The sequence below is a fragment of the Rhodanobacter sp. TND4EL1 genome (assembly GCF_054061035.1).
The window spans coordinates 300,395-321,476 of sequence record NZ_JBSSDT010000002.1 but is presented as its reverse complement, the minus strand read 5'-3'; the positions used below and the strand labels follow the sequence as shown (position 1 = coordinate 321,476).

The 21,082-nt window shown below is 65.7% G+C and carries 13 protein-coding genes; 8 read left to right on the top strand and 5 right to left on the bottom strand.

What is annotated here, in order from left to right:
• Positions 1-17 precede the first annotated feature (17 nt).
• The 6 genes from ACVWWQ_RS08070 to ACVWWQ_RS08045 all read left to right on the top strand — a co-directional run bounded on the left by ACVWWQ_RS08070 (position 18) and on the right by ACVWWQ_RS08045 (position 9,965).
• On the top strand, positions 18-1,277 hold the full coding sequence (locus ACVWWQ_RS08070; protein ID WP_133948227.1) for a nucleoside permease: 1,260 nt from the start codon (positions 18-20) through the stop codon (positions 1,275-1,277).
• 382 nt (positions 1,278-1,659) lie between these two features.
• Positions 1,660-4,218 carry a TonB-dependent receptor gene (locus ACVWWQ_RS08065; RefSeq protein WP_133948229.1) on the top strand — a complete coding sequence of 853 codons (2,559 nt, stop codon included), beginning with the start codon at positions 1,660-1,662 and terminating at the stop codon, positions 4,216-4,218.
• Positions 4,219-4,274: 56 nt separating this feature from the next.
• The gene (gene dusB / locus ACVWWQ_RS08060) at positions 4,275-5,261 is read left to right on the top strand and encodes a tRNA dihydrouridine synthase DusB (RefSeq protein WP_133948231.1); all 987 of its coding nucleotides are present in this window, start codon (positions 4,275-4,277) and stop codon (positions 5,259-5,261) included.
• Positions 5,262-5,468: 207 nt separating this feature from the next.
• Positions 5,469-6,626: a transporter substrate-binding domain-containing protein gene (locus tag ACVWWQ_RS08055; protein WP_133948233.1), complete on the top strand. Its 1,158-nt coding sequence runs from the start codon at positions 5,469-5,471 to the stop codon at positions 6,624-6,626.
• A 163-nt stretch (positions 6,627-6,789) separates the two neighbouring features.
• A complete protein-coding gene (gene metK, locus ACVWWQ_RS08050) occupies positions 6,790-7,986 on the top strand; it encodes a methionine adenosyltransferase (RefSeq protein ID WP_133948236.1) in 1,197 nt (398 codons plus the stop codon).
• Between the two features lie 116 nt (positions 7,987-8,102).
• Positions 8,103-9,965, top strand: a complete 1,863-nt coding sequence (locus ACVWWQ_RS08045) for an ATP-binding cassette domain-containing protein (RefSeq protein ID WP_133948238.1) — start codon at positions 8,103-8,105, stop codon at positions 9,963-9,965.
• 155 nt (positions 9,966-10,120) lie between these two features.
• Here ACVWWQ_RS08045 and ACVWWQ_RS08040 read toward each other — a convergent pair whose 3' ends face one another.
• Positions 10,121-12,058 (bottom strand): M20/M25/M40 family metallo-hydrolase, encoded by a 1,938-nt coding sequence (locus ACVWWQ_RS08040; protein ID WP_457383355.1) that lies wholly within the window; start codon positions 12,056-12,058, stop codon positions 10,121-10,123.
• A 290-nt stretch (positions 12,059-12,348) separates the two neighbouring features.
• Here ACVWWQ_RS08040 and ACVWWQ_RS08035 point away from each other — a divergent pair, with 290 nt between their 5' ends.
• Positions 12,349-12,978: a glutathione S-transferase N-terminal domain-containing protein gene (locus ACVWWQ_RS08035; RefSeq protein WP_133948242.1), complete on the top strand. Its 630-nt coding sequence runs from the start codon at positions 12,349-12,351 to the stop codon at positions 12,976-12,978.
• A 4-nt stretch (positions 12,979-12,982) separates the two neighbouring features.
• Entirely contained in the window at positions 12,983-13,309 is a 327-nt protein-coding gene (locus ACVWWQ_RS08030) for a GIY-YIG nuclease family protein (RefSeq protein ID WP_457383354.1), read from the top strand.
• A 68-nt stretch (positions 13,310-13,377) separates the two neighbouring features.
• On the opposite strand, the gene ACVWWQ_RS08025 is transcribed toward ACVWWQ_RS08030, so the two are convergent.
• The 4 genes from ACVWWQ_RS08025 to ACVWWQ_RS08010 form a co-directional block, all read right to left on the bottom strand.
• A complete protein-coding gene (locus tag ACVWWQ_RS08025; RefSeq protein WP_166669706.1) occupies positions 13,378-14,712 on the bottom strand; it encodes an ATP-binding protein in 1,335 nt (444 codons plus the stop codon).
• Positions 14,699-16,096, bottom strand: a complete 1,398-nt coding sequence (locus ACVWWQ_RS08020; protein ID WP_133948244.1) for a sigma-54-dependent transcriptional regulator — start codon at positions 16,094-16,096, stop codon at positions 14,699-14,701. The genes ACVWWQ_RS08025 and ACVWWQ_RS08020 overlap by 14 nt, the downstream gene beginning before the upstream one ends.
• A 104-nt stretch (positions 16,097-16,200) precedes the next feature.
• Positions 16,201-18,615, bottom strand: coding sequence for an ADOP family duplicated permease (locus ACVWWQ_RS08015; protein WP_133948246.1), 2,415 nt, complete (start codon positions 18,613-18,615; stop codon positions 16,201-16,203).
• A gap of 2 nt (positions 18,616-18,617) precedes the next feature.
• Complete coding sequence (locus tag ACVWWQ_RS08010; protein ID WP_133948248.1) at positions 18,618-21,059, bottom strand: ADOP family duplicated permease; 2,442 nt, start codon at positions 21,057-21,059, stop codon at positions 18,618-18,620.
• Positions 21,060-21,082 lie beyond the last annotated feature (23 nt).

The window sequence follows — 21,082 nt, the reverse complement described above, 5'->3', positions numbered from 1 at the left end:
ATGCTGGACATGTGTCGATGAGCATCAAGCAACGCCTGGTGGCGATGAATTTTTTGCAGTTTTTCGTCTGGGGCGCATGGTTGATCACCATCGGTGCGTACTGGTTCCAGTATCGGCATTGGTCGGGCGCCCAGTTCGGCGCGATCTTCTCGACCATGGGCATCGCCTCGTTGTTCATGCCGTCGCTGATGGGCGTGATCGCCGACAAGTGGATCAATGCCGAGAGGCTCTACGGCCTGCTGCATCTGTGTGGCGCGGTGGTGCTGTTCATCGTGCCCACGATTGACAGCCCGGGAACGCTGTTCTGGGTGATGTTGCTCAACATGATGTGCTACATGCCGACGATTTCGCTGGCGATCGCGGTGGCCTACAACGCGCTCAAAACCGATGGTGCCGACGTGGTGCTGGTATTCCCGCCGATCCGCGTGTGGGGCACGGTGGGCTTCATCGCCGCGATGTGGACGGTGAGCCTGCTGCACCTGGAGACCTCGGGCGGGCAGTTCTACGTGGCCTCCGGCGCTTCGCTGCTGCTGGGCCTGTACGCCTTCACCCTGCCGAAGTGCCCGCCGCGCCTGCGTGGCCAGGCGCACAAGTCATGGCTGGATACGCTGGGCCTGACTTCGTTCGCGCTGTTCAAGAACAGCAAGATGGCGATCTTCTTCCTGTTCGCGATGCTGCTGGGCGCGGCGCTGCAGCTCACCAACGCCTATGGCGATACCTTCCTGCACGACTTTGCCAATGTCGATGCATACAAGGGGATGATCGCGGTGCGCTACCCGGCGATCATCATGTCGATCTCCCAGGTGTCCGAAACCCTGTTCATCCTGGCCATTCCGTTTTTCTTCAAGCGTTTCGGCATCAAGACGGTGATGCTGATCAGCATGATTGCGTGGGTGCTGCGCTTCGGCCTGTTCGCCTTTGCCGATCCGGGCCCGGGCCTGTGGATGATCGTGCTGTCGTGCATCGTGTACGGCATGGCGTTCGACTTCTTCAATATCTCCGGCTCGTTGTTCGTCGAGGAGCAGAGCGACCCGTCGATCCGCGCCAGCGCGCAAGGTCTGTTCATGCTGATGACCAACGGCATCGGCGCGATCCTGGGCAGTTCGATCAGCGGCATCATCATCGACGCGTGGTTCACCGAAGCGGACGGCAGCAAGGACTGGCACGGGATCTGGATCACGTTCGCCGCCTACTCGCTGGTGGTCGCCGTGCTGTTCGCGATCTTCTTCAAGCACAAGCATGTGCCTGGCTCGGTCAGGGTGCCGGCGCACATCTGAGCGAATGCCACGCCCGCTGCCCGCGAGGGCGATGCGGAGCCATGAATACCCAAGGGCTTCCGTGAACCGGGGGCCTTTTTTCATGTGTGGACGGCACAGTCACCCAGCCTGGGCACCCAGGCGTTTCGGGCACCGCTCCGGCTTTGTCGCAGGCACTAAAAAAGCACGGAATTTCAGGACGTTGCTTTAGCCAAAGGGCGTGTATACGATGGCCTTGTCGCAAGAAATTGCGACGCCAGGGAATGACATCCTCCGCGCCACCACGCTGCCCACCAGCAGGCCACCGCGCGGTCGGTCGATATCAGGGGAAAGCAACGTGCGCGGCAAGGCGTCGCCGGGGGGCGTCGCAACCGCGCATCGGATCACCACGGGGGAGGAACCGATGCACACATTCCATCAGCGCCGCCAATGCCTGACTTTTTCGATCATCGCCGCACTAGCCACCACGTCGTTGCCGCCGGCTCACGCACAGGGAGCCGCAGGGCCTGCCAGCCCGGAGCAGGAGGTCGGGCAAAAGGAAGACGACAAGCCGGTCACGCTCAGCCAGATCACGGTCCGGGCGCAGAAGCGGGTGGAACTGTTGCAGGACGTGCCGATCACCATGGCGACCCTGCCCGACCAACTGCTGCAGGACACCGGCGTACACGACATCAAGGATCTGCAGACCCTGGTGCCGACCCTGTTTGTCACCAGCACCACCTCGGAAACCCAGACCACCGCGCGCATCCGCGGCGTCGGCACGGTCGGCGACAACCCCGGTCTCGAGTCCTCGGTGGGCATCGTGATCGACGGCGTGCCACGGGCGCGCAACGGCGTCGCGTTCGGCGACCTGGGCGAGCTGGAGCAAGTCGAGGTATTGAAAGGCCCGCAGGGCACCGTCTTTGGCAAGAACACATCGGCCGGCCTGATCAACGTGATCACCAAGCGGCCCACCTTCAACGAGGAAGGCAACCTCGAGTTCACCCTCGGCAACTATCACGCTGCCGGCGTGGCCGGCTCCTACAACAACAAGTTGAGCGACTACGCGGCCTTCCGCGTCTACGCGGTGGATCGCAAGCGTGACGGCTTCAATCGGGTGAACACCGCCATGGGCCCGCGCACGCTGGCCCGCGACAGCGACCAGAACTTCCACTCGGTACGCGCGCAGTTGCTGATCACGCCCAGTACCCATCTCGACATCAACATCATCGGCGACTACACCGAACGCAACGAGAACTGCTGCGTCGGCATGACCGTGGTGCGCGGCCCCACCGCGGCGATCGTCAATGCCCTGGCCGGTGGCAACGGGGTCATTCCCGCAGCGGACCTCGACCAGCGACTGGCTTACAGCAACCGCGACACCACGCAAAAAATCACCGACAAGGGGCTCTCGGCCGAGGTCAACTGGAACACCTCGTGGTTCGGCAACGCGACCCTCACCTCCATTACCTCGTTGCGCCAGTGGGATGTCGTCGGCGGCGCCGATCTGGACTTCAGCGGCGCCGACATCTGGTACCGCCCGTACGGTGCCGACGACAACTCGGTGCACTTCAAGACGTTCACCCAGGAACTGCGTCTGGCCGGCCACACCGATCGCGTCGACTGGATGGCGGGCCTGTATTACGACAACGAGAAGCTGCAACGCCACGACGCGGTCTCGCTGGGCGCGGCCTATGAGCCGTATCTGTCCACTGCCCTGCTGAACGATATCGCCAAATCGTTCCCGGCCGGCCTGGTCAACACCGCCGGTGCCGCGACCTTCCTGTCGCAAGCCACCGGCATGTCTTACGGCACCTCCTACATCGGCGCCGCATCGCGCGACCACTGGAACCAGGACGCCAAGAGCACCGCGGCGTTCGGCAACGTCACGTTCCACGCCACGGAAAAATTGGCATTGACGCTGGGCCTGCGCTACACCCACGAGAACAAGGCGGTCGACTCGTTCTACAGCAATCCGAATGGCGGCACGGGCTGCATGGCCGGACTGGGCAACCCCGGACGGGTGGGCGCGGCGCTGGCCGCACGCGGCGTACCGGCGCCGTACATCAGCGCGATCGTGCCGACCGTGCTGGGCTACATGTGCCTGCCATGGGCGAACCCGATGTTCAACGGTCGCCACACCGCGCAGAGCTTCACCGCCAACGAATGGTCCGGCACGATCAAGGCCGCGTACCGCTGGAACGAGGACGTGATGACCTACGCCTCGGCCGCACGCGGCTACAAGGCCGGCGGTTTCAACCTCGATCGGGTGCAGTCGGGCAATGGCCTCAGCGATGGCCCGCAGGGCATCGTCCCGGTCACCGACACCTCGTTCCCGGGCGAGTTCGTGAACAGCTACGAGTTGGGTGCCAAGACCAACTGGCTGGGCGGCAACCTGCTGCTCAACACGGCGCTGTTCCACGCGAAGTACACCGACTTCCAGCTCAACAGCTTCCTCGGCACCAGCTACGTGGTGCGCTCGGTTCCGCAACTGGTCAGCAAGGGTCTGGACACCGACCTTTTGTGGCAAACGAGGATCCCAGGGCTGTCACTGCAGGCCGGCGGAACCTATACCGACGCGAAATACGGCGACCAACCCTTGCCCGATCCCTCCCTGGCGCTGGTACCGGGCGGAACGGCCGGCTTCGCGCCGACATGGTCGCTCACCGGTGGCGTCACCCATCAATGGAATTTCAATGACTACCTGATGGGCCGCTTCAACATCGGCGCCAAGTACATGACCAAGTACAACACCGGCTCGGATCTGAATCCGGCCAAGATGCAACAGGCGTATACCCTGCTCAACGCGCGTCTGGTCGTCGGTGCGATCAGCAAGCACTGGCAGGTCGAGTTGTGGGGCACCAACCTCACCAACCGCACCTACAAGCAGGTGGGTTATGACGCGCCGATCCAGCCCGGCTCGTACAACGCCTTCCTCGGCACCCCGCGCACCTTCGGGCTGACCCTGCGCGGCTCGCTGTAATCGCGACACGGGAAGCTGCCGGCACGGCAGCTTCCCGGATTCACTACAATGCGCCGATGCGTATCGGCCCCTACCTCATTGCCCCGAACGTGGTGCTGGCCCCGATGGCCGGCGTCACCGACAAGCCGTTCCGGCTGCTGTGCAAGCGGCTGGGCGCGGGTCTGGCCGTGTCGGAGATGACCAATGCCGACCCGCGACTGTGGCATACGCGCAAGTCGCTGCAACGCATGGACCACGTCGGTGAACCCGAACCGGTCAGCGTGCAGATCGCCGGCTACGACCCGGCGATGCTGGCCGAAGCGGCACGCTTCAACGTGGCCAACGGCGCACAGCTGATCGACATCAACATGGGTTGCCCGGCCAAGAAAGTGTGCAACGTTTGGTCGGGCTCCGCCCTGCTGCAGGACGAACCACTGGTCGCGCGCATCGTGAAAGCGGTGGTCGATGCGGTGGATGTCCCGGTGACGTTGAAGATCCGCACCGGCTGGAATCGCGACAACAAGAATGCGCTCAACATCGCCCGCATTGCCCAGGACAACGGCATCGCCGCGCTCGCCGTGCACGGTCGTACCCGCGCGGACAAATACGAAGGCGACGCCGAGTACGACACGATCACCGCGGTGAAGGCTGCCGTGCGCATTCCCGTGCTGGCCAATGGCGACGTCTGCAGTCCGCAGCAGGCAAAGCACGTGCTGGACATCACCGGCGCCGACGCGATCATGGTTGGCCGCGGCGCCCAGGGACGGCCCTGGATCTTCCGCGAGATCGCCCATTACCTCGCCACCGGCGAACTGCTGGCCGAACCGGAGCCGGCCGAAGTCGCGAGCATCCTGCTGGGCCATCTCGAACAGCTCTACGCCTTCTACGGCGAACAAGCCGGCGTGCGCATCGCGCGCAAGCACCTGGGCTGGTACGCCAAGGATCGTCCGGAGAATGCCGCGTTCCGGCAGGTGGTCAACCGCGCCGAATCGGCCAGCGAACAGCTGCGCCTGACCCGCGAGTATTTCGCGGCGCTGGTGGCTGGCGAGCGCCGCGCGGCCTGAAAACCCGCGCCTGGCCGACCGTGGAAACGGCGCTGCGTGCCATGCGGACATGCCTACGTCAGTTGCGTCAGATGCCGCGTTCGACACCAACTACCCAGTCGCATTGCCCAGCACCGGCAGCATCCCGCTTGACGGCGCGGATGCCCTCGATACGTTAGGCTGAAACGCATCGCGTGTTTGCACGCCCGCGTTCGAGAGGACTCACCGATGATGAAATTCCCGCGGCCAGTCTGGCTGCCGTTGCTGCTTTGCCTGCTGTCCGGCGCGGCACTCGCCGCCCCGCCGTCACCCGTTTCCACGACCAGCGATGCCATATCGCCGGTCTCCGTCGCCGGCGCGACGAGTGCCCCACTGCCGACCATGCGCGAGCCGCTAATCGTCGGCGTCAAGGTGGCACCACCCTTCGTCATCGAGAAAGACGGCCACTACAGCGGCCTCGCAATTGACCTGTGGCAGGAAATCGCCGCCGACCACGGTTGGAAATTCAGCTACAAGCCGTACGACCTCGACAGCCTGCTGAATGCAGTCAGCGACAGTCAGGTGGACGTGGCCATCGGCGCGATCACCGCCACGGCGGAACGCGAGAAGCACATGGATTTCGCCCACCCGATCACCAGCTCGGGGCTCGGCGTGGCAGTGCGCGGCGGCCAAAGCGCCGGCTGGCTGGCGGTGGCGCGGGCGCTGGTGTCGCCGGCCTTTCTCAAGGTCATTGGCACGCTGGCGCTGTTGCTGCTGGTGGTCGGCTTTCTGGTCTGGCTGCTCGAGCACAAGCGCAACCCGGAGCAGTTCGGCGGCAGTCGCGGCCAGGGCATTTTCTCCGGCTTCTGGTGGGCGATGGTGACGATGACCACCGTCGGCTACGGCGACACCGCGCCACGCACCGTCGGTGGTCGCATCATCGGCCTGGTCTGGATGCTGGCCGCGCTGATCATCGTGTCGTTCTTTACCGCCTCGATCACCAGCGCGCTGACTGTCGGCCAACTCAGCGACCGTATCCGCAGTGCGGAGGATCTGGGTGGCATGCACGTGGCCAGCGTACCTTCCAGCACCAGTGCCAACTGGCTCGAGCGGCGGCAATACGACTACAGCAAAGCCACCGATGTCGATGCCGCACTGGCCGACCTGGTGGCCGACCGCGTCGATGCCGTGGTCTATGACACGCCGCTGCTGCGCTGGGACATCCAGCAACACTACCGCGGCAAGCTGAAAGTGCTGCCGCTGGTGCTGGAACGTCAGGACTATGCCTTCGCCCTGCCCACCGGCAGCACCCTGCGCGAGCCGATCGATACCTCGCTGCTGCAGCGGATCAATGCACCGGACTGGCCACAACGCGTGAAGAAGGCCTTCGGCGAGCCCGGCTCGTGACCCCGTGCAGCGCGCCTCCAGGCTGGTTCAGCCGTCCAAACGGCTGAACGCTGCCCTAATCCCGCTGTTCATGAAAGAGCAGCAGGCTGCAAAACCCGGAGCGGGGATGTATCATGCCCGACTTCATTTATCTTTCTATCCGAACAAAGGGATATAAACCGCGATGTCCAACTACCTGTTCACCTCCGAATCGGTCTCCGAAGGCCATCCGGACAAAGTCGCCGACCAGATCTCCGACGCCGTCCTCGACGCGATCCTGGTGCAGGATCCGCGCGCCCGCGTCGCCTGCGAAACCATGGTCAAGACCGGCGTGGCGATCGTCGCCGGCGAAGTCACCACCGATGCGTGGATCGACCTGGAAGCGATCACCCGCAAGGTGATCGTCGATATCGGCTATGACTCCAGCGACGTCGGCTTCGACGGCGCTACCTGCGGCGTGATCAACCTGATCGGCAAGCAGTCGCCCGACATCAACCAGGGCGTGGACCGCAAGAAGCCGGAAGATCAGGGCGCGGGCGACCAGGGCCTGATGTTCGGCTACGCCACCAACGAAACCAAGAGTTTCATGCCCGCGGCGATCCACTTCTCGCACCGTCTGGTCGAGCAGCAGGCCAAGGTGCGCAAGCAGAAGAACTCGCCGCTGCCGTGGCTGCGCCCGGACGCCAAGAGTCAGGTCACCCTGCGCTACGAGAACGGCGTGGCCACCGCGATCGACGCCGTGGTGCTGTCGACCCAGCACGATCCGGGCATCAAGCAGAAAGACCTGATCGAGGGCGTGCGCGAGCTGATCCTCAAGCCGGTGCTGCCGGCCAAGTGGCTGCACAAGGGCACCAAGTTCCACATCAACCCGACCGGCAAGTTCGAAATCGGCGGCCCGGTGGGCGACTGCGGCCTGACCGGCCGCAAGATCATCGTGGACACCTATGGCGGCTGGGCCCGTCATGGTGGCGGTGCGTTCTCGGGCAAGGATCCGTCCAAGGTCGACCGTTCGGCGGCTTATGCGGCGCGTTACGTGGCCAAGAACATCGTGGCGGCCGGCATTGCCGACCGTTGCGAAGTGCAGGTCAGCTACGCGATCGGCGTGGCGCACCCCACCTCGATCTCGGCCACCACCTTCGGCACCGGCAAGATCAGTGACGAGAAGATCGAGAAGCTGATCCGCAAGCACTTCGACCTGCGCCCGTACGGCATCCTCAAGATGTTGGACCTGATCCACCCGATGTACCAGCAGACCGCCAGCTACGGCCACTTCGGCCGCACCCCGCGCGAACTGGTTGACGTGAACGGCAACAAGTTCACCTCGTTCTCGTGGGAAAAGACCGACCGCGCCGAAGCGCTGCGCAAGGATGCCAAGCTGTAAGAGCACCCTGTGCGCGAACACCGCGCATGCTGTTGAAACGGGCCGCCTGGTGCGGCCCGTTTCTTTTCAGGCCACCGCAGCGCGCTCTGGTGCGCTGCAACAGCTACAATGGGCGGATGTCCCTAATCCAATTGCAAGGCGTCGACTTCAGTATCGGCGGCCCACTCCTGCTCCAACACGTCGATCTGTCGATCGAGACGAACGAGCGCGTCTGCATCGTCGGTCGCAACGGCGAAGGCAAATCCACCCTGATGAAGCTGATCGCCGGCGAGTTGCATGCCGACGACGGCGAGGTGCGCGTGCAGAACGGCGTCGTCGTGGCGCGCATGGCGCAGGAAGTGCCACACGGCACCGAAGGCAGCGTGTTCGACGTGGTGGCGGAGGGTCTGGGTGATCTGGGCCGCCTGCTGGCGCGCTACCACCACCTGCTCGAGGAAGGCGACTTCGACGCGCTGGGCGATGTGCAGCACCAGATCGAGGCGCAGCACGGCTGGGACCTGGATCGCCGCGTGGGTGACGTCATCAGCCAGCTGGAACTGCCCGGCGAGACCGACTTCGCCGCGCTGTCCGGCGGCATGAAGCGCCGCGTGCTGCTGGCCCAGGCGCTGGTGCGCAAGCCCGACGTGCTGCTGCTGGACGAGCCCACCAACCACCTCGACATCGAGGCGATCGGCTGGCTGGAAACCTTCCTCAAGCAGTTTGCCGGCAGCATCATCTTCGTCACCCATGACCGCAGCTTCCTGCGTGCGCTGGCCACCCGCATCGTCGAGATCGATCGCGGCTCGCTCACCGACTGGCCGGGTGACTACGACAACTACCTGCGTCGTCGCGAGGAGCGCCTGCATGCCGAGTCGCAGGCCAATGCGCTGTTCGACAAGAAGCTGGCGCAGGAAGAAGTGTGGATACGCCAGGGCATCAAGGCCCGCCGCACCCGCAACGAAGGCCGCGTGCGTGCGCTGAAGGCGCTGCGCAACGAGCGCTCCGAGCGCCGCAACCTCAATGGCAACGTCAGGATGAACGCGGCCAACGCGCAGGCTTCGGGCAAGAAGGTCATCGACCTCAAGAACGTGCACCAGGCCTACGACGGCCGCGTGCTGATCGAGGACCTCTCGACCACCATCCTGCGCGGCGACCGCATCGGGATCATCGGTCCGAACGGCGCCGGCAAGAGCACCCTGCTGAAGATCATGCTGGGCGAGTTGCAGCCGCTGCGCGGCACTGCCGAACTGGGCACCAGCATCCAGATCGCCTACTTCGACCAGCATCGCCTGCAGCTCAACGATTCGCTCAACGCTCTGGACAACGTGGCCGAAGGCCGCGAATACATCGAGCTCAACGGCCAGCGCAAGCACATCATCGGCTACCTGCAGGATTTCCTGTTCTCGCCCGAACGCGCCCGCGCGCCGATCACCCGCCTGTCCGGCGGCGAGCGCAACCGCCTGCTGCTGGCCAAGCTGTTCGCGCAGCCGTCCAACCTGCTGGTGATGGATGAACCGACCAACGACCTCGACGTGGAAACGCTGGAGCTGCTGGAAGAACTGCTGACCGACTACCAGGGCACCCTGCTGCTGGTCTCGCACGACCGCGCCTTCCTCGACAACGTCGTCTCGAGCACGCTGGTGCTGGAAGGGGAGGGACAGATCGGCGAATACGTCGGCGGCTACACCGACTGGCTGCGCCAGCGGCCTGCCCCGCGCAGCGCCCCAAGCGCCGGCAAGACCAGCGCGGCCGCACCCGTCGCGCCCGCGCCGGCGGCACCGAAGGTCAAGCGCAGCTTCAAGGAACAGCGCGAGCTGGAGCAGCTGCCCAAACAGATCGAGCAACTGGAAACCGCGATCGCCGCCCACGGCGAGGCGATGAACGATCCCGCGTTCTTCAAGCAGGATGCGGCCACCATCACCCGCGCCAACGAGGCGGTCGCCGCCTTGCAAGCCGAGCTGGATGCGGCTTATGCGCGCTGGTCCGAACTGGACGGCTGAAGCTGCCGGATGGGCTGATCACCACTCTGGCTTTTTGGTGTAATGACTGAACGAACAAAGGCCCGATCATCCTGATCGGGCCTTTGCCGTTTCTTGCCACTGGGAAACGGGGAAGTGGTCAACACGCCATCGCTTGCCCGATGCCCGGCTCCGCGCTAGCCGCCGTTCCAGCTGGCCTTCAACGAGACACCGCTGTACGTCTGATAGCCCTTCAGCATGACGTAGTAGGTGCCCGCCTGGACTTGCCCGAACGTGCAGCTTTCGTTGTTGCCGCTGCGGTACGGACGACAGTCGTAGCTGCTGCTGGTGGGCGTGGCACCGAAGCGGGCGTACAGGTCCACATCGCCGGTGCCGCCGCTGCTGGCGATGACCAGGTTGCTCGCGCCGCTTGGCACGATCACCTTGTACACGGCGGTGCCACCGCTACTGCCGCTCAAACCGGTTTTTGCCACGCCGTTGGCCAGCTCGTCGTCGGCCGGCGGCGGCGGTTCGCTGCCGGTCGTCCAGCTGGCCTTGAGGGTGACGCCGCTGTACGCCTGATACGCGCGCAACTGCACGTAATACGTACCTGCCTGCGGAGTGGCGACCGTGCAGCTTTCATTGTTGCCCGACCGATACGGCCGGCAGTCGTAGCTGCTGGTGGTGGGCGCCGCGCCGTAGCGCGTGTAGAGATCCACGTCGCCGGTGCCGCCACTGACGGCGATGACCAGATTGCGCGCGCCCGCAGGCAGCACGACCTTGTACAACGCCGTGCTGCCGCTGGCACCGGAAAGGCCGCTCTTCGGCACGCCGTTGGCGAGCACGTCATCACCGGCCGGCGGGGGCGGCGTGTCGCCACCGCTGCCGTTGCCGCCCAGCTCCACCGCGAAGGCCAGTGCCAGGCGGGTGAACTTCAGCGCGTGCTGCGCCTGGTTGCCGGAGTTGGCATAGGTGTCCTTGCTGGAGTGGATGTACGGGTTGTCGTCGCCAAGTTTCGACTCGAACGGCATCGAGGTGGCGTAGCCCTGGTTGTGCCACGAGGCATGGTCGGAACAGCCGTAGCCGCACTTGTCGTGCATCACGCTGAGCTGCGGCAGGTAGGTATTGGCCAGCGACTCGACGAACTGGTTCTGCTGCGCGTCGGTGTAGTCGTCCTCGAGATAGATGTCGCCCGCCGAGCCCTTGTAGTTGGTCATGTCCAACTGCAGCATGCCGACCACGTCGACGTTGCGACTGGCGTAATCGCGGGCGATGTAGTTGGAGCCGTACAAGCCGAACTCCTCACCCGCATAGGCCATCAACTGGATCGTCCGTGCCGGCTTGTAGCCGTTGGCCAGCAGCACGCGCAGGGTCTCGGTGAGGCCGGCCACGCCGGAGGCATCGTCATCGGCACCGGGCGCACGCGACGTCTCGTGCGGTTTGCCACCGGCATCGTTCCAGTTGACCGTGTCCAGATGCGCACCCATCACCACGATCTGGTCGGGGTTCTGCGTGCCGGTGATGGTCAGCACCACCGAGGCCTGCTTGTCGCTGCCGCGAAACACCTGTTTCACCGAAATGTCGGAACGACCCGCCGCCATCGTCTGCCAGGTGCTCTTCAGCCAGTCCGACGCCTGCGCGCCGGTGCTGCCGTTGTAGTAGCGGTTGTTGAAGTTGGCCAGCGACTGGATCGTGTCGGTGATGTTGGCCGCCGTCTGCTGGGCGATCCACGGCTTGACCAGCGCCTGTTGCTTGATCGTGTAATCGGGCCGGGTCAGGCCGGCCAGAGCCTGACGCGGCTGCAGCGCCGCGCGGGCGGCGTCCAGCGAGTCGTAGGTGATGTATCCCGCGCAGTGATGCAGCTGGCGGTGCACTTGGGCCGAGAGTGCGCCCAAGACGCTTTCATCCACCGGGACGATGTGGATCCTGTCCACATTGACCAGTCCCTTGCGGGTGGTTCCGTTGGCCACATAACGACTTTCAAGACTGTGCGCGGCGGGATCGACCTGTTGGAGCACGGTATAAGTGTTCTGGTCGAGCGTGAGCCAGACCGTCTTTGGTGTTGTCGCACTGGCAGCGCCCCCCAACGACGCCAGTGACAGCAGTCCCCACGTAATGATTTGCCTGAGTTTCATGATCTTCTCCATGAAGGAAACACAGACGCACGCTCCCCCTGCCGCGTACCGGACATCGCGCCTCGTCCCCAGCGAGCGCGACCGGTAAACCTAAACATGGTCAGACAGGTAAACAAGAGGCGCCGGCTCGGCAATGTTCGCGGACGCGAACTGGTCGTTATTTCTTGCGATGCTTCATCGCCGGTCCGGGCTCGTCAGCCCGTTCCCGCCACGCGCGAAGCTTCCGCACACCCGGGTGCAGCAGACGTTCCGGCGTATCATCCGGGGGTTCACCACCACGGATGATTGCCATGTACACGCTCCATTACTCCCCTGGCGCGGCCAGCATGCTGGTGCACCTGACCCTCCTCGACATCGGTGCGCCATACACGCTGGAGCGGGTCAATCTGGATGAGGGGCAGCAACGCGGCGCGGCATACCTGGCCCTGAACCCGAACGGTGTGGTGCCGACGCTGGTGGTCGACGGCGTACCCCATGGCGAAGCCGCGGCACTGGCGATGCTGCTGGCGGAGCGACACCCGGAGGCCGCGTTGGCACCCCCGCCCGGCAATGCGCAACGCGGTAACTACCTGCAGTGGATGTTCTACCTGGCCAACTCGCTGCAGCCGCTGTTCCGCCAGTGGTTCTATCCCGGTGATCATTTGCCGGAAGCGGCCGACACCATCAAACAGGCCGCGCGCATCGGCATCGAGAAATGCTGGTCGCATATCGACACCCAGCTCGCCGCACACGGCCCGTACATGCTCAGCGACCAGTTCAGCGTGGTCGACCTGTACGCGTTGATGCTGATGCGCTGGTCACGCAACATGCCGCGCCCCGCCACCGAATGGTCGTCATTGGCCGCGCTGGCCACGCGACTGAAAGCACGCCCGGCGTGGAAGCAGGTCTGTGACGCGGAAGGTCTGATCGAATGGGCATGAACGCGTGAGCGAGGTGCCCGGCACCGACGCCTGGGCCGTCTATTTGCTCGAATGCACCGATGGCCGTGTCTATACCGGCATCGCGCGCGATCCCGAGCAACGCTATGCCAAACACCTGGCCGGCAAAGGTGCCCGCTTCACCCGCTCCAACCCGCCGAAGCAACTGCTCGGCTGGGTCTGGGTCGCCGACCACGGCACCGCGCTGCGGCTGGAAATCGCCTGGAAAAAGCTGCCCCGGAGCCAGCGCATCGCCGCACTGCACTCCCACCTCACCCCGTCACCACAGGAGCCCGCTCGCGGGCGATGCCCTTCGCCTCGCTCTTCGCTTTGATGGACATCAGCGCAACAGCATCGCCCGCGAGCGGGCTCCTGCCACAGGCCTCGCCATTGGATGGGCCCCTACATCGGGAGCCAGAGTTGGGCGAGAACGCCAAGACCGTCATCGCGGGCGCTCAGGCTGATGCCGCCATCGTGGGCTTCGGCGATCTGTCGGACCAAGGCCAGACCGATGCCGGAGCCGCCGGGTTTGGTGGTGAAGAACGGCACGAACAGGTTGTCGCTGCCGGGCAAGCCCGGGCCGTCGTCGAGGATTTCCAGCAGGGCGCGCTCGCCCTCTTCGCGCCAGCGCATGCGCACCTGGCCGCCGCCGGCAAGGCTGGCTTCGACCGCATTGCGCAGCAGGTTGATCAGCGCCTGTTCGATCTGGTCAGGGTCGGCTTGCAGCCACAGCGGCGGGCCTTCGTCGAGTTGTACGGCAAGGCGCTGTTCCAGTTTTGCCACTGCAGCCGCCAGCTTGGCCAGATCGATCAGGCGCTTTTGCGGCGGTGGCAACGCGGCCAGTTTGCTGTAGCCGGCCAGGAAGCGGCCCAGCGACTCGGCGCGGTTGCCGATCACCTGCAAACCGCCGCGCGTATCCTCGCGCCAGTCCTCGGCGAGCGGGTCGCGTGCAACGACGTTGGCCAACGTGCCGGCCAATGAATGGATCGACGCCAGCGAGTTGTTGACCTCGTGACCGAGCACGCGCAGCAGCCGTTGCCAGGCCTGGCGCTCTTCTTCGCGCAGCACCCGACCGACATCGTTGATGACCAGCAACCGGCCCTGCCGTCCTTCATTGCGCAACGGCGCGTGGCGGATCTCGAAGCGCCCGGTGCGCGCAGCGAATTCGTGTCGGACGACCTGCTCGCGTGGCCCGGACAGCAGTGTCTCCAGTGCCAGCTCGTCGGCACGCCGCCCCAGCAGCGCATGACGGTCGTTGCCCAGCAGACGCTGTGCAGCCGGATTCAACAGACGCAGCCGGGCCTCGTGATCGAACACCAGCACCGCGCTGTCCAGCGCATCAAGCGTCTTGCCGAGAAGGCGCGCGGAGTCCTCGAACTGCAGGCGCTCCTTTTGCAGGCGATCGGCCAGCGCATTGACGTCGTAGATCGCGCCGCCGAGCACCCCGCCCTGCACGCCGCGCAGGCTGTAATCGCCCTCGCGCAGCGCTTCGAGCAATCCGGCCAGCGTGTACAGCGGATACACCACGCGACGGTGCTGCCAGCGCGCGATCAGCGCAGTGGCCAGCAGCACCGTCACCACCAGCAACCCGCACAACGCGCGCTCGGGCACGCCAAGAATCAATACTCCCGCCACGGCGAGCAGTGCCGGCAAAGCCACCAGCCAGCTGCCCAGCAGCACCCGCCGCTCGAAGGCGGGCAGCCGGTTGCCGCGGCGGCCGGCGTCAGTCGGCATCATCGGACGAGGGATCGCGCAGGCCGTGTTTTTCCATCCGCCGATACAAGGTCTGGCGGGTCACGCCTAGCGCGTCGGCGGCGTGTTGCAGGTTGTTGCCGTGACGCGCCAACGCCCGTCGCACCAGATGCGCTTCAGCCTGGTCGATGGTCATGTCGTCCAGTTCCGCCGAGGCATCGGCCTGGCTGGGTCCCGGACCGAACGCCAGTGCCGAATCGCTGACCAAATCGTGCTCGGCCAGCAGCGCGGCGCGCTCCATCAGATGGCCCAGTTCACGCACGTTGCCCGGCCAGCGCCATGCCAGCAGCGCGCGCTCCGCCGACGGCGCCAGGCTCAGGCCATGGCGACCGTAGCGCGCGGCACTGCGCTCGAGAAAGCGGCGTGCCAGCGGCAGGATGTCGTCGCGCCGCTCCCGCAACGGCGGTAGCCGGATCTCCAGCGTGTTGAGTCGGTACAGCAGATCCTTGCGGAAGCGCCCCGCCTCCACTTCGACCGCCAGATCCGCATTGGTGGCCGAGACCAGCCGTACGTCGGCGCTTTGCGTACGCGAGGAACCGAGCCGCTCGAATTCGCCATCCTCCAGCACGCGCAACAATTTCGGCTGCTGCGAGATCGGCACGTTGCCAACCTCATCGAGAAACAAGGTGCCACCATCGGCCAGCTCGTAGCGACCGATGCGTTCGCTCTTGGCATCGGTATACGCGCCGCGCACGTGACCGAACATTTCCGACTCGAACACGTTCTCGGCGATGCCGCCCATGTTGACCTTGACCAGCGCCTTCGCCGCACGCCGCGACTGCGCATGCAATGCCTGTGCGATGACGCCCTTGCCGGTGCCGTTCTCGCCCAGCACCAGCACATTGGCGTCGCTGGGCGCCACCCGCGCCACCAGCTCCATCACCCGGCGCATTGCCGAAGACTCGGCGATCAGCGTTTCGCCACCCCCGCGCAGCAACGCGTTCTCCGCCTCCAGCCGGCGCTGCCGACGCGCGCCATCGGCCAGCGCGATCTGCGTGCGCACGATGCTCAGCACGCGGGCGTTGTCCCACGGCTTCTCGATGAAATCGCCGGCGCCGCGGCGCAGCGCATCGACCGCCAGCGGCACGTTGCCCCATGCCGTCATCACCACCACCGGCAGCTCCGGCGCGTGCTGGCGCAGCGCGTCCAGCAGGGCCAGGCCTTCGTCGCCCGACGTCGTGTCGCGGGTGTAGTTGAGGTCGATCAACGCGCAGCCGAAATCCTGCTGGCGCGCTGCCTCCAGCGCTGCGGCCGGGCCATCCACACCGATGCTGGGGATGCCTTCGGACTTCAGCAGCAGACGCAGCGCCTCGCGCAGATCGGCCTGGTCGTCGACCAGCAGCACCGTGGAAATTTTTTCGCGTGTCATGTCGTTCCATTCATGGCTGCCGCCCTCGCATTGCAGGAGCCCGCTGGCGGGCGATGCGCTTGATTTGTTGCCGGGGCTAAAGAGCATCGCCCGCCAACGGGCTCCTACTCGTAGCGGAGCGCCATGGCGGGGTCGACGCGCAGTGCACGATACAGCGGCACCAGCGCCGACAACACACTCACCACCAGCACCATCAGCAACACCGGGGCGAACACCCGCAAGTCGTGCGGCTGTGTATGCAGGCCCGGATCGGCCAGCAAACCGGACCACGGCCATGCCAGTACCAAGCCCAACCCCAAGCCCCATGTCAGTTGCCACAACAACTGCCGCCCCACCTCGCGCACGATCGCCGCGTTGCCGGCACCGATCGCGCGGCGGATGCCAAATTCGCGCGTGCGCTGCGCCACCGAGAACGCCAGCACCCCGTACAAGCCCGCCGCCGCCAGCATCAGCGCGACCAGACCCAGCGCGGTGAATACCTGGGTCAACACCAGCAGACTGATGCGACTGTCCGACATCAGGCGCGCCTGGCTGCGCACGTAGTGCACGGCAGCCTGGGCGTCGGCACTGCGCACGATGGCCGTGAGTCGCGGTTCGAACGTCGCCGGGTCCGCACGCGTGCGCACCGCCAACCCCACCTCGGCCAGCGGACCCATGCCTGCTGCCTGTGACAACGGCACCAGCAAGCCCGGCACCGACCGTTCCAGTTGGGTATCCAACTGCAACGGCTCGATTACGCCGACCACGGTGAGCGTGGTGGTCCAGGATCTGTCCGGGTAAAGCACCAGCGACTGGCCCACCGCATCCTGGCCCGGCCACAGCGCCAGCGCGGTCTTGCGGTCGATCACCGTGACCGGCTGGCTGTCGGCCCGGTCGCGTGGATCGATGAAGCGCCCTTCCAGCAGACGCACGCCGTAGGTATCCAGAAAATGGGCATCGACGATACCCATCTGCGCCTCGGGCCAGCCACTTGCCGGGCGCGACTGGCCCTTCGCGCCGATCGTTTCGTGACTGCCCAGCTGGGCGCCGGGCACGGTGTTGGCCACCGTGGCCTCCAGCACACCCGGTTCCGTGCGCAGACGCGTGGCGACCTGATCGAAAAAGCGGATCCGCTGCGCATCCTTGGCATAGCCCTCCGGCGGCAGCGCCACCCGCGCCGTCAACACGTGCGTGGCATCGGCGGCGCCCGCCGCCGGTGTCGCCAGCACCTGGTTCAAGGAGCGCACGAAGGTCCCCGCGCCGACCAGCAACACCACGGTCAACACGATTTCCATCACCACCAGCGCCTTGGCCACCCGCGCAAACGCGCCACCGGAACCCTTGCTGCCTTCGCGCAAGGCGTCCTGCATGTCGGTGTGCGACGCGCGCCACGCCGGAATGAGCCCCGCCAAAGCCGTGGTGACCACCGCAATCACGATGGCAAACACCAGCACGCCGCCGCTGATGCCAAAGTGGTGAAACGAGGGGCCTCTCCGGTCGGCCGCAAAGTAGGCGGCCACGATCCAGCGATTGGCGAGGTACACGATCGGCAACGCCACCGCCAGCGCCATCACGCTCAGCAGCAGGCTTTCCATCAACACGCCCAGCATCAGTCGCCCGCGGCTGCTGCCCAGCGCACTGCGCAGCGCCAGCTCGCGCCGTCGACTCAAGGTCTGCACCAGTTGCAGGTTGGCCACGTTGACGCACGCCAGCAACAGCACCAGTGCTGCCGCGGCAAACATCAACCAGACCCAGCGGCGCATGTCCTCCGGGGTGAAGCTGACCGACAAAGGCTTGGCAATCAGATGCTGTTGCATCTGCCACTGCGAGGAGTGCTGCCGCAATTGAGCATCCAGCGCGCTCAGTTGCTCTCGCGCCTGGGCCAGGCTGACGCCGGAACGGAGTCGTCCCACCATGTACAGACTGTCGTGCTGCCCCAGCCGCGGCCGCAAGGGCTGCCACACCTCGCTGACCCCAGGAAAGCCCACCGCCGCCGGCAGCACCCCGACGATCGTGGTCCATTCGCCGTTGATGCGCACCGCCCGGCCGATCACGCCCGGATCAGCATGAAATTCGTGTCGCCACAGCGTTTCGCCGATCAGCGCCACAGCAGCAGCACCGGGCACGTCATCGGCCGGGCTGAATGGACGACCCAGCAATGGCTGGACGCCCAGCATGTCCATCAGCGACGACGTCCACAACGTGCCGCTGTAGAAGCGGGCACCGCTGCCGCCGTCCAGGCTCACCCCGACACTGGCATAGGCGCCATCCTGATCGATCCCCTGCAGTCGCCCATGCAGATCGAGATATTCGCCGCTGTCGAGGTCGCCGACACCGACGCCGTTGTCATGCATCTCCCCGATTGCCAGCAGGCGGTCGGCCTGCGGAAACGGCAACGGCTGCAGGATCAGCGTGTCGATCAGGCTGAAAAGAAACAGCAGGATGCCCAAGCCGACCCCGAGCATGCCCACCGACAACGCGGTGTAACCCGGTCGCGCCATCAGCCTGCGACCGCCCTGCCGCAATTCACGCAAGATCATCGCTATTCTCCGCGCAACGCGCGCATGGGATGGACACGACCGGCGCGCAGCGCCGGTATCAGACAGGCCAGCAAGCCGGCGACAGCAAGCACCAGGCAAACACCCAACACCACCACGGGGTCGAACGCACTGCTGCGGCCGAGCAGGGTCATCAGCAACACAGCCACCGCATGCGATGCGCCCAGCGCGATCGCCACGCCGAGCGCCAACCCCACCAAAATCTGGACCAAGCCGCCGCGCATGACCAGGCCAAGCAAGCGGCGCGGCGCAGCGCCCAACGCGCTGCGCACGCCGAATTCGCGTTCGCGCGCTGCCACCGCTACTGACATCACGGCATACAGGCCGGCCGCTGCCAGCAGCAATGCGAGCGCTGCGAACAAACCGATCAGCCACAGGCTGAGCCGAGCGTTCTGCGTGGTGGAGCGCACGATGCTGTCCATCGAACGCAGGTTGGCGATGGGTTGTTCGGGCGCGACTTGCGCCAGCGCCTCGCGCACGCCGGCCTGCCAGTCCATCGGGTCGGCGTGGCCGCGCAAGGCGAAACGCAGCGGCTCCATGTCGCGGATGATCGTCATCGACGGCTCAGGCATCTGCGCCAGTGGTATGTACAACACGGGCTGCAACGGTTGCAGCGGCCCGCGCTGATAGGTGGCACCCACCACGCCGACGATACGCAGCGGCCACACGCCGTCACCCTCGCGAGGCACCTCGATCATCTTGCCCACCGCGTGACCACCGTAGTACGTGTCGGCCAGATCCTGACTGACGATGACGACCCGCTCGTTGCCGGCGGTGTCGGTGCGCGCAAAGTCACGACCTTCGCGCAGCGGTATATGGAACAACCCGAAGAAGCCCGCCCCGATGCCGTGGTACTGCGCCGAGAACTCCTTGCCGTCCGGCGTATGCGGGCTGGTCTGGAGTTGCCCGTACATGTCGTTGCTGGCAGGCAGATTGGTGGTGACCGCGGCATCGGTCACCCCCGGGATGGCCCGCAGCCGCTGTACCAGCCGTTGCGACAGATCGCGTACCGCGGCCACGTCCGGATACGTGGCCCGCACCGGCGCCAATTCGAAGGTGAGCACGTGGTCGTCGGCAAAGCCCAGCTGCAGTTGCGACGCGTCGTAGAGGCCGCGCATGAACACCCCGGCCGCGCACAGCAGCACCGCCGCCAGCGCAACCTGCGCCACCACCAGTAGTCGGCCCAACCGGCCGCTGCGCCGGCCGACGCCGCTGCGACCGCCCTCGCGCAGCTCGTCCACCGTGGTCGCGCTGCGGCTGCGCCACAGCGCCAGGATCGCCGCCAGCAGCGCGCCCAGCAGGCCCACGCCGAAGGCCGACACCCATGCTGTCGCGCCGATGCGCAATTGGCCGCCCCACAACCATTCGGCGGGGATGAAGCCTTGCAACAAGGCCAGGCCCACCACCGCAAACGCCATGCCCAGCAGGGCACCAACGCCGCCCACCAACAAGCCTTCGCCCAGCGCCGGCAGCATCAGCCGCGGCAACGACGCGCCCAACGCGCTGCGCACCGCGGCATCATGGTTGCGCGACAGCGCACGCAGCAACATGAGGTTGGTCAGGTTGACCAGCGCGATCAGCAGCACCAGCAAGGCACTGGCCAGAAACAGCAGCAGCATCGGCCGCGCATCCTGCTGCACGGTCGCGGCCAGGCCTTCCGCGCCGAAACGCGGCTTCTGCCAGTTGCCGCCCATGGCCATGTCGCGGTACATCGCGCGCTCGCGCGCATCGACCTGTGCCGACACCGCGGCGAGATCGGCGCCGCGCGCCAGCCGCGCGATCGCCACGGTGCCATTGTGGTTGTAGTCGCGGCTCGCTGGCGGCAGCGCCGTCGGCAACACCACGTCGCCTGCGCCAAGCACGGTATTGAAGCCGGCCGGCAACACGCCGACGATGGTGCGCGGCACGCCTTCCACGCGCAGGCTACGACCGATCACATGGACGTCGCCGGCATAGCTGCGCTGCCAGAAGCCATGCCCGAGGATGACCGCCAGCGAGCCGTTCGGGCGATCCTCCTGTGCGTCAAAGTTGCGCCCCAACACCGGTTGCAGGCCCAGCGTGGGCAGCATGTTGCGATCAATGTAGATCACCGGCACTTGAGCCGGCGCACCCGCACCGGCGACGTTCACCGTCGAGCCGGGACGCTCCAAACCCAGTGAGGTCACGCCGTCGAGCTGGTCCAGATACTGGTATTCATGCGGCGAGATGCCGCCGGCATGGCCGTTGTCACGCAACTGGCCCAACACCACCAACTGCTCCGGCTGCGGCACCGGCAACGGCCGCCACAAGGTGTTGCCGATCAGCGTGACCACCGCCACGCTGGCGCCGATGCCCAACGCCAGCACTCCGCTGGCCAGCAGCAGAAACCCCGGCCGGCGAAAGCTCGCTCGCCAGGCGCGCCAGATTTCAGCGACCCAGATATTCAAGACACGCCCCATTCGAGCCCTGA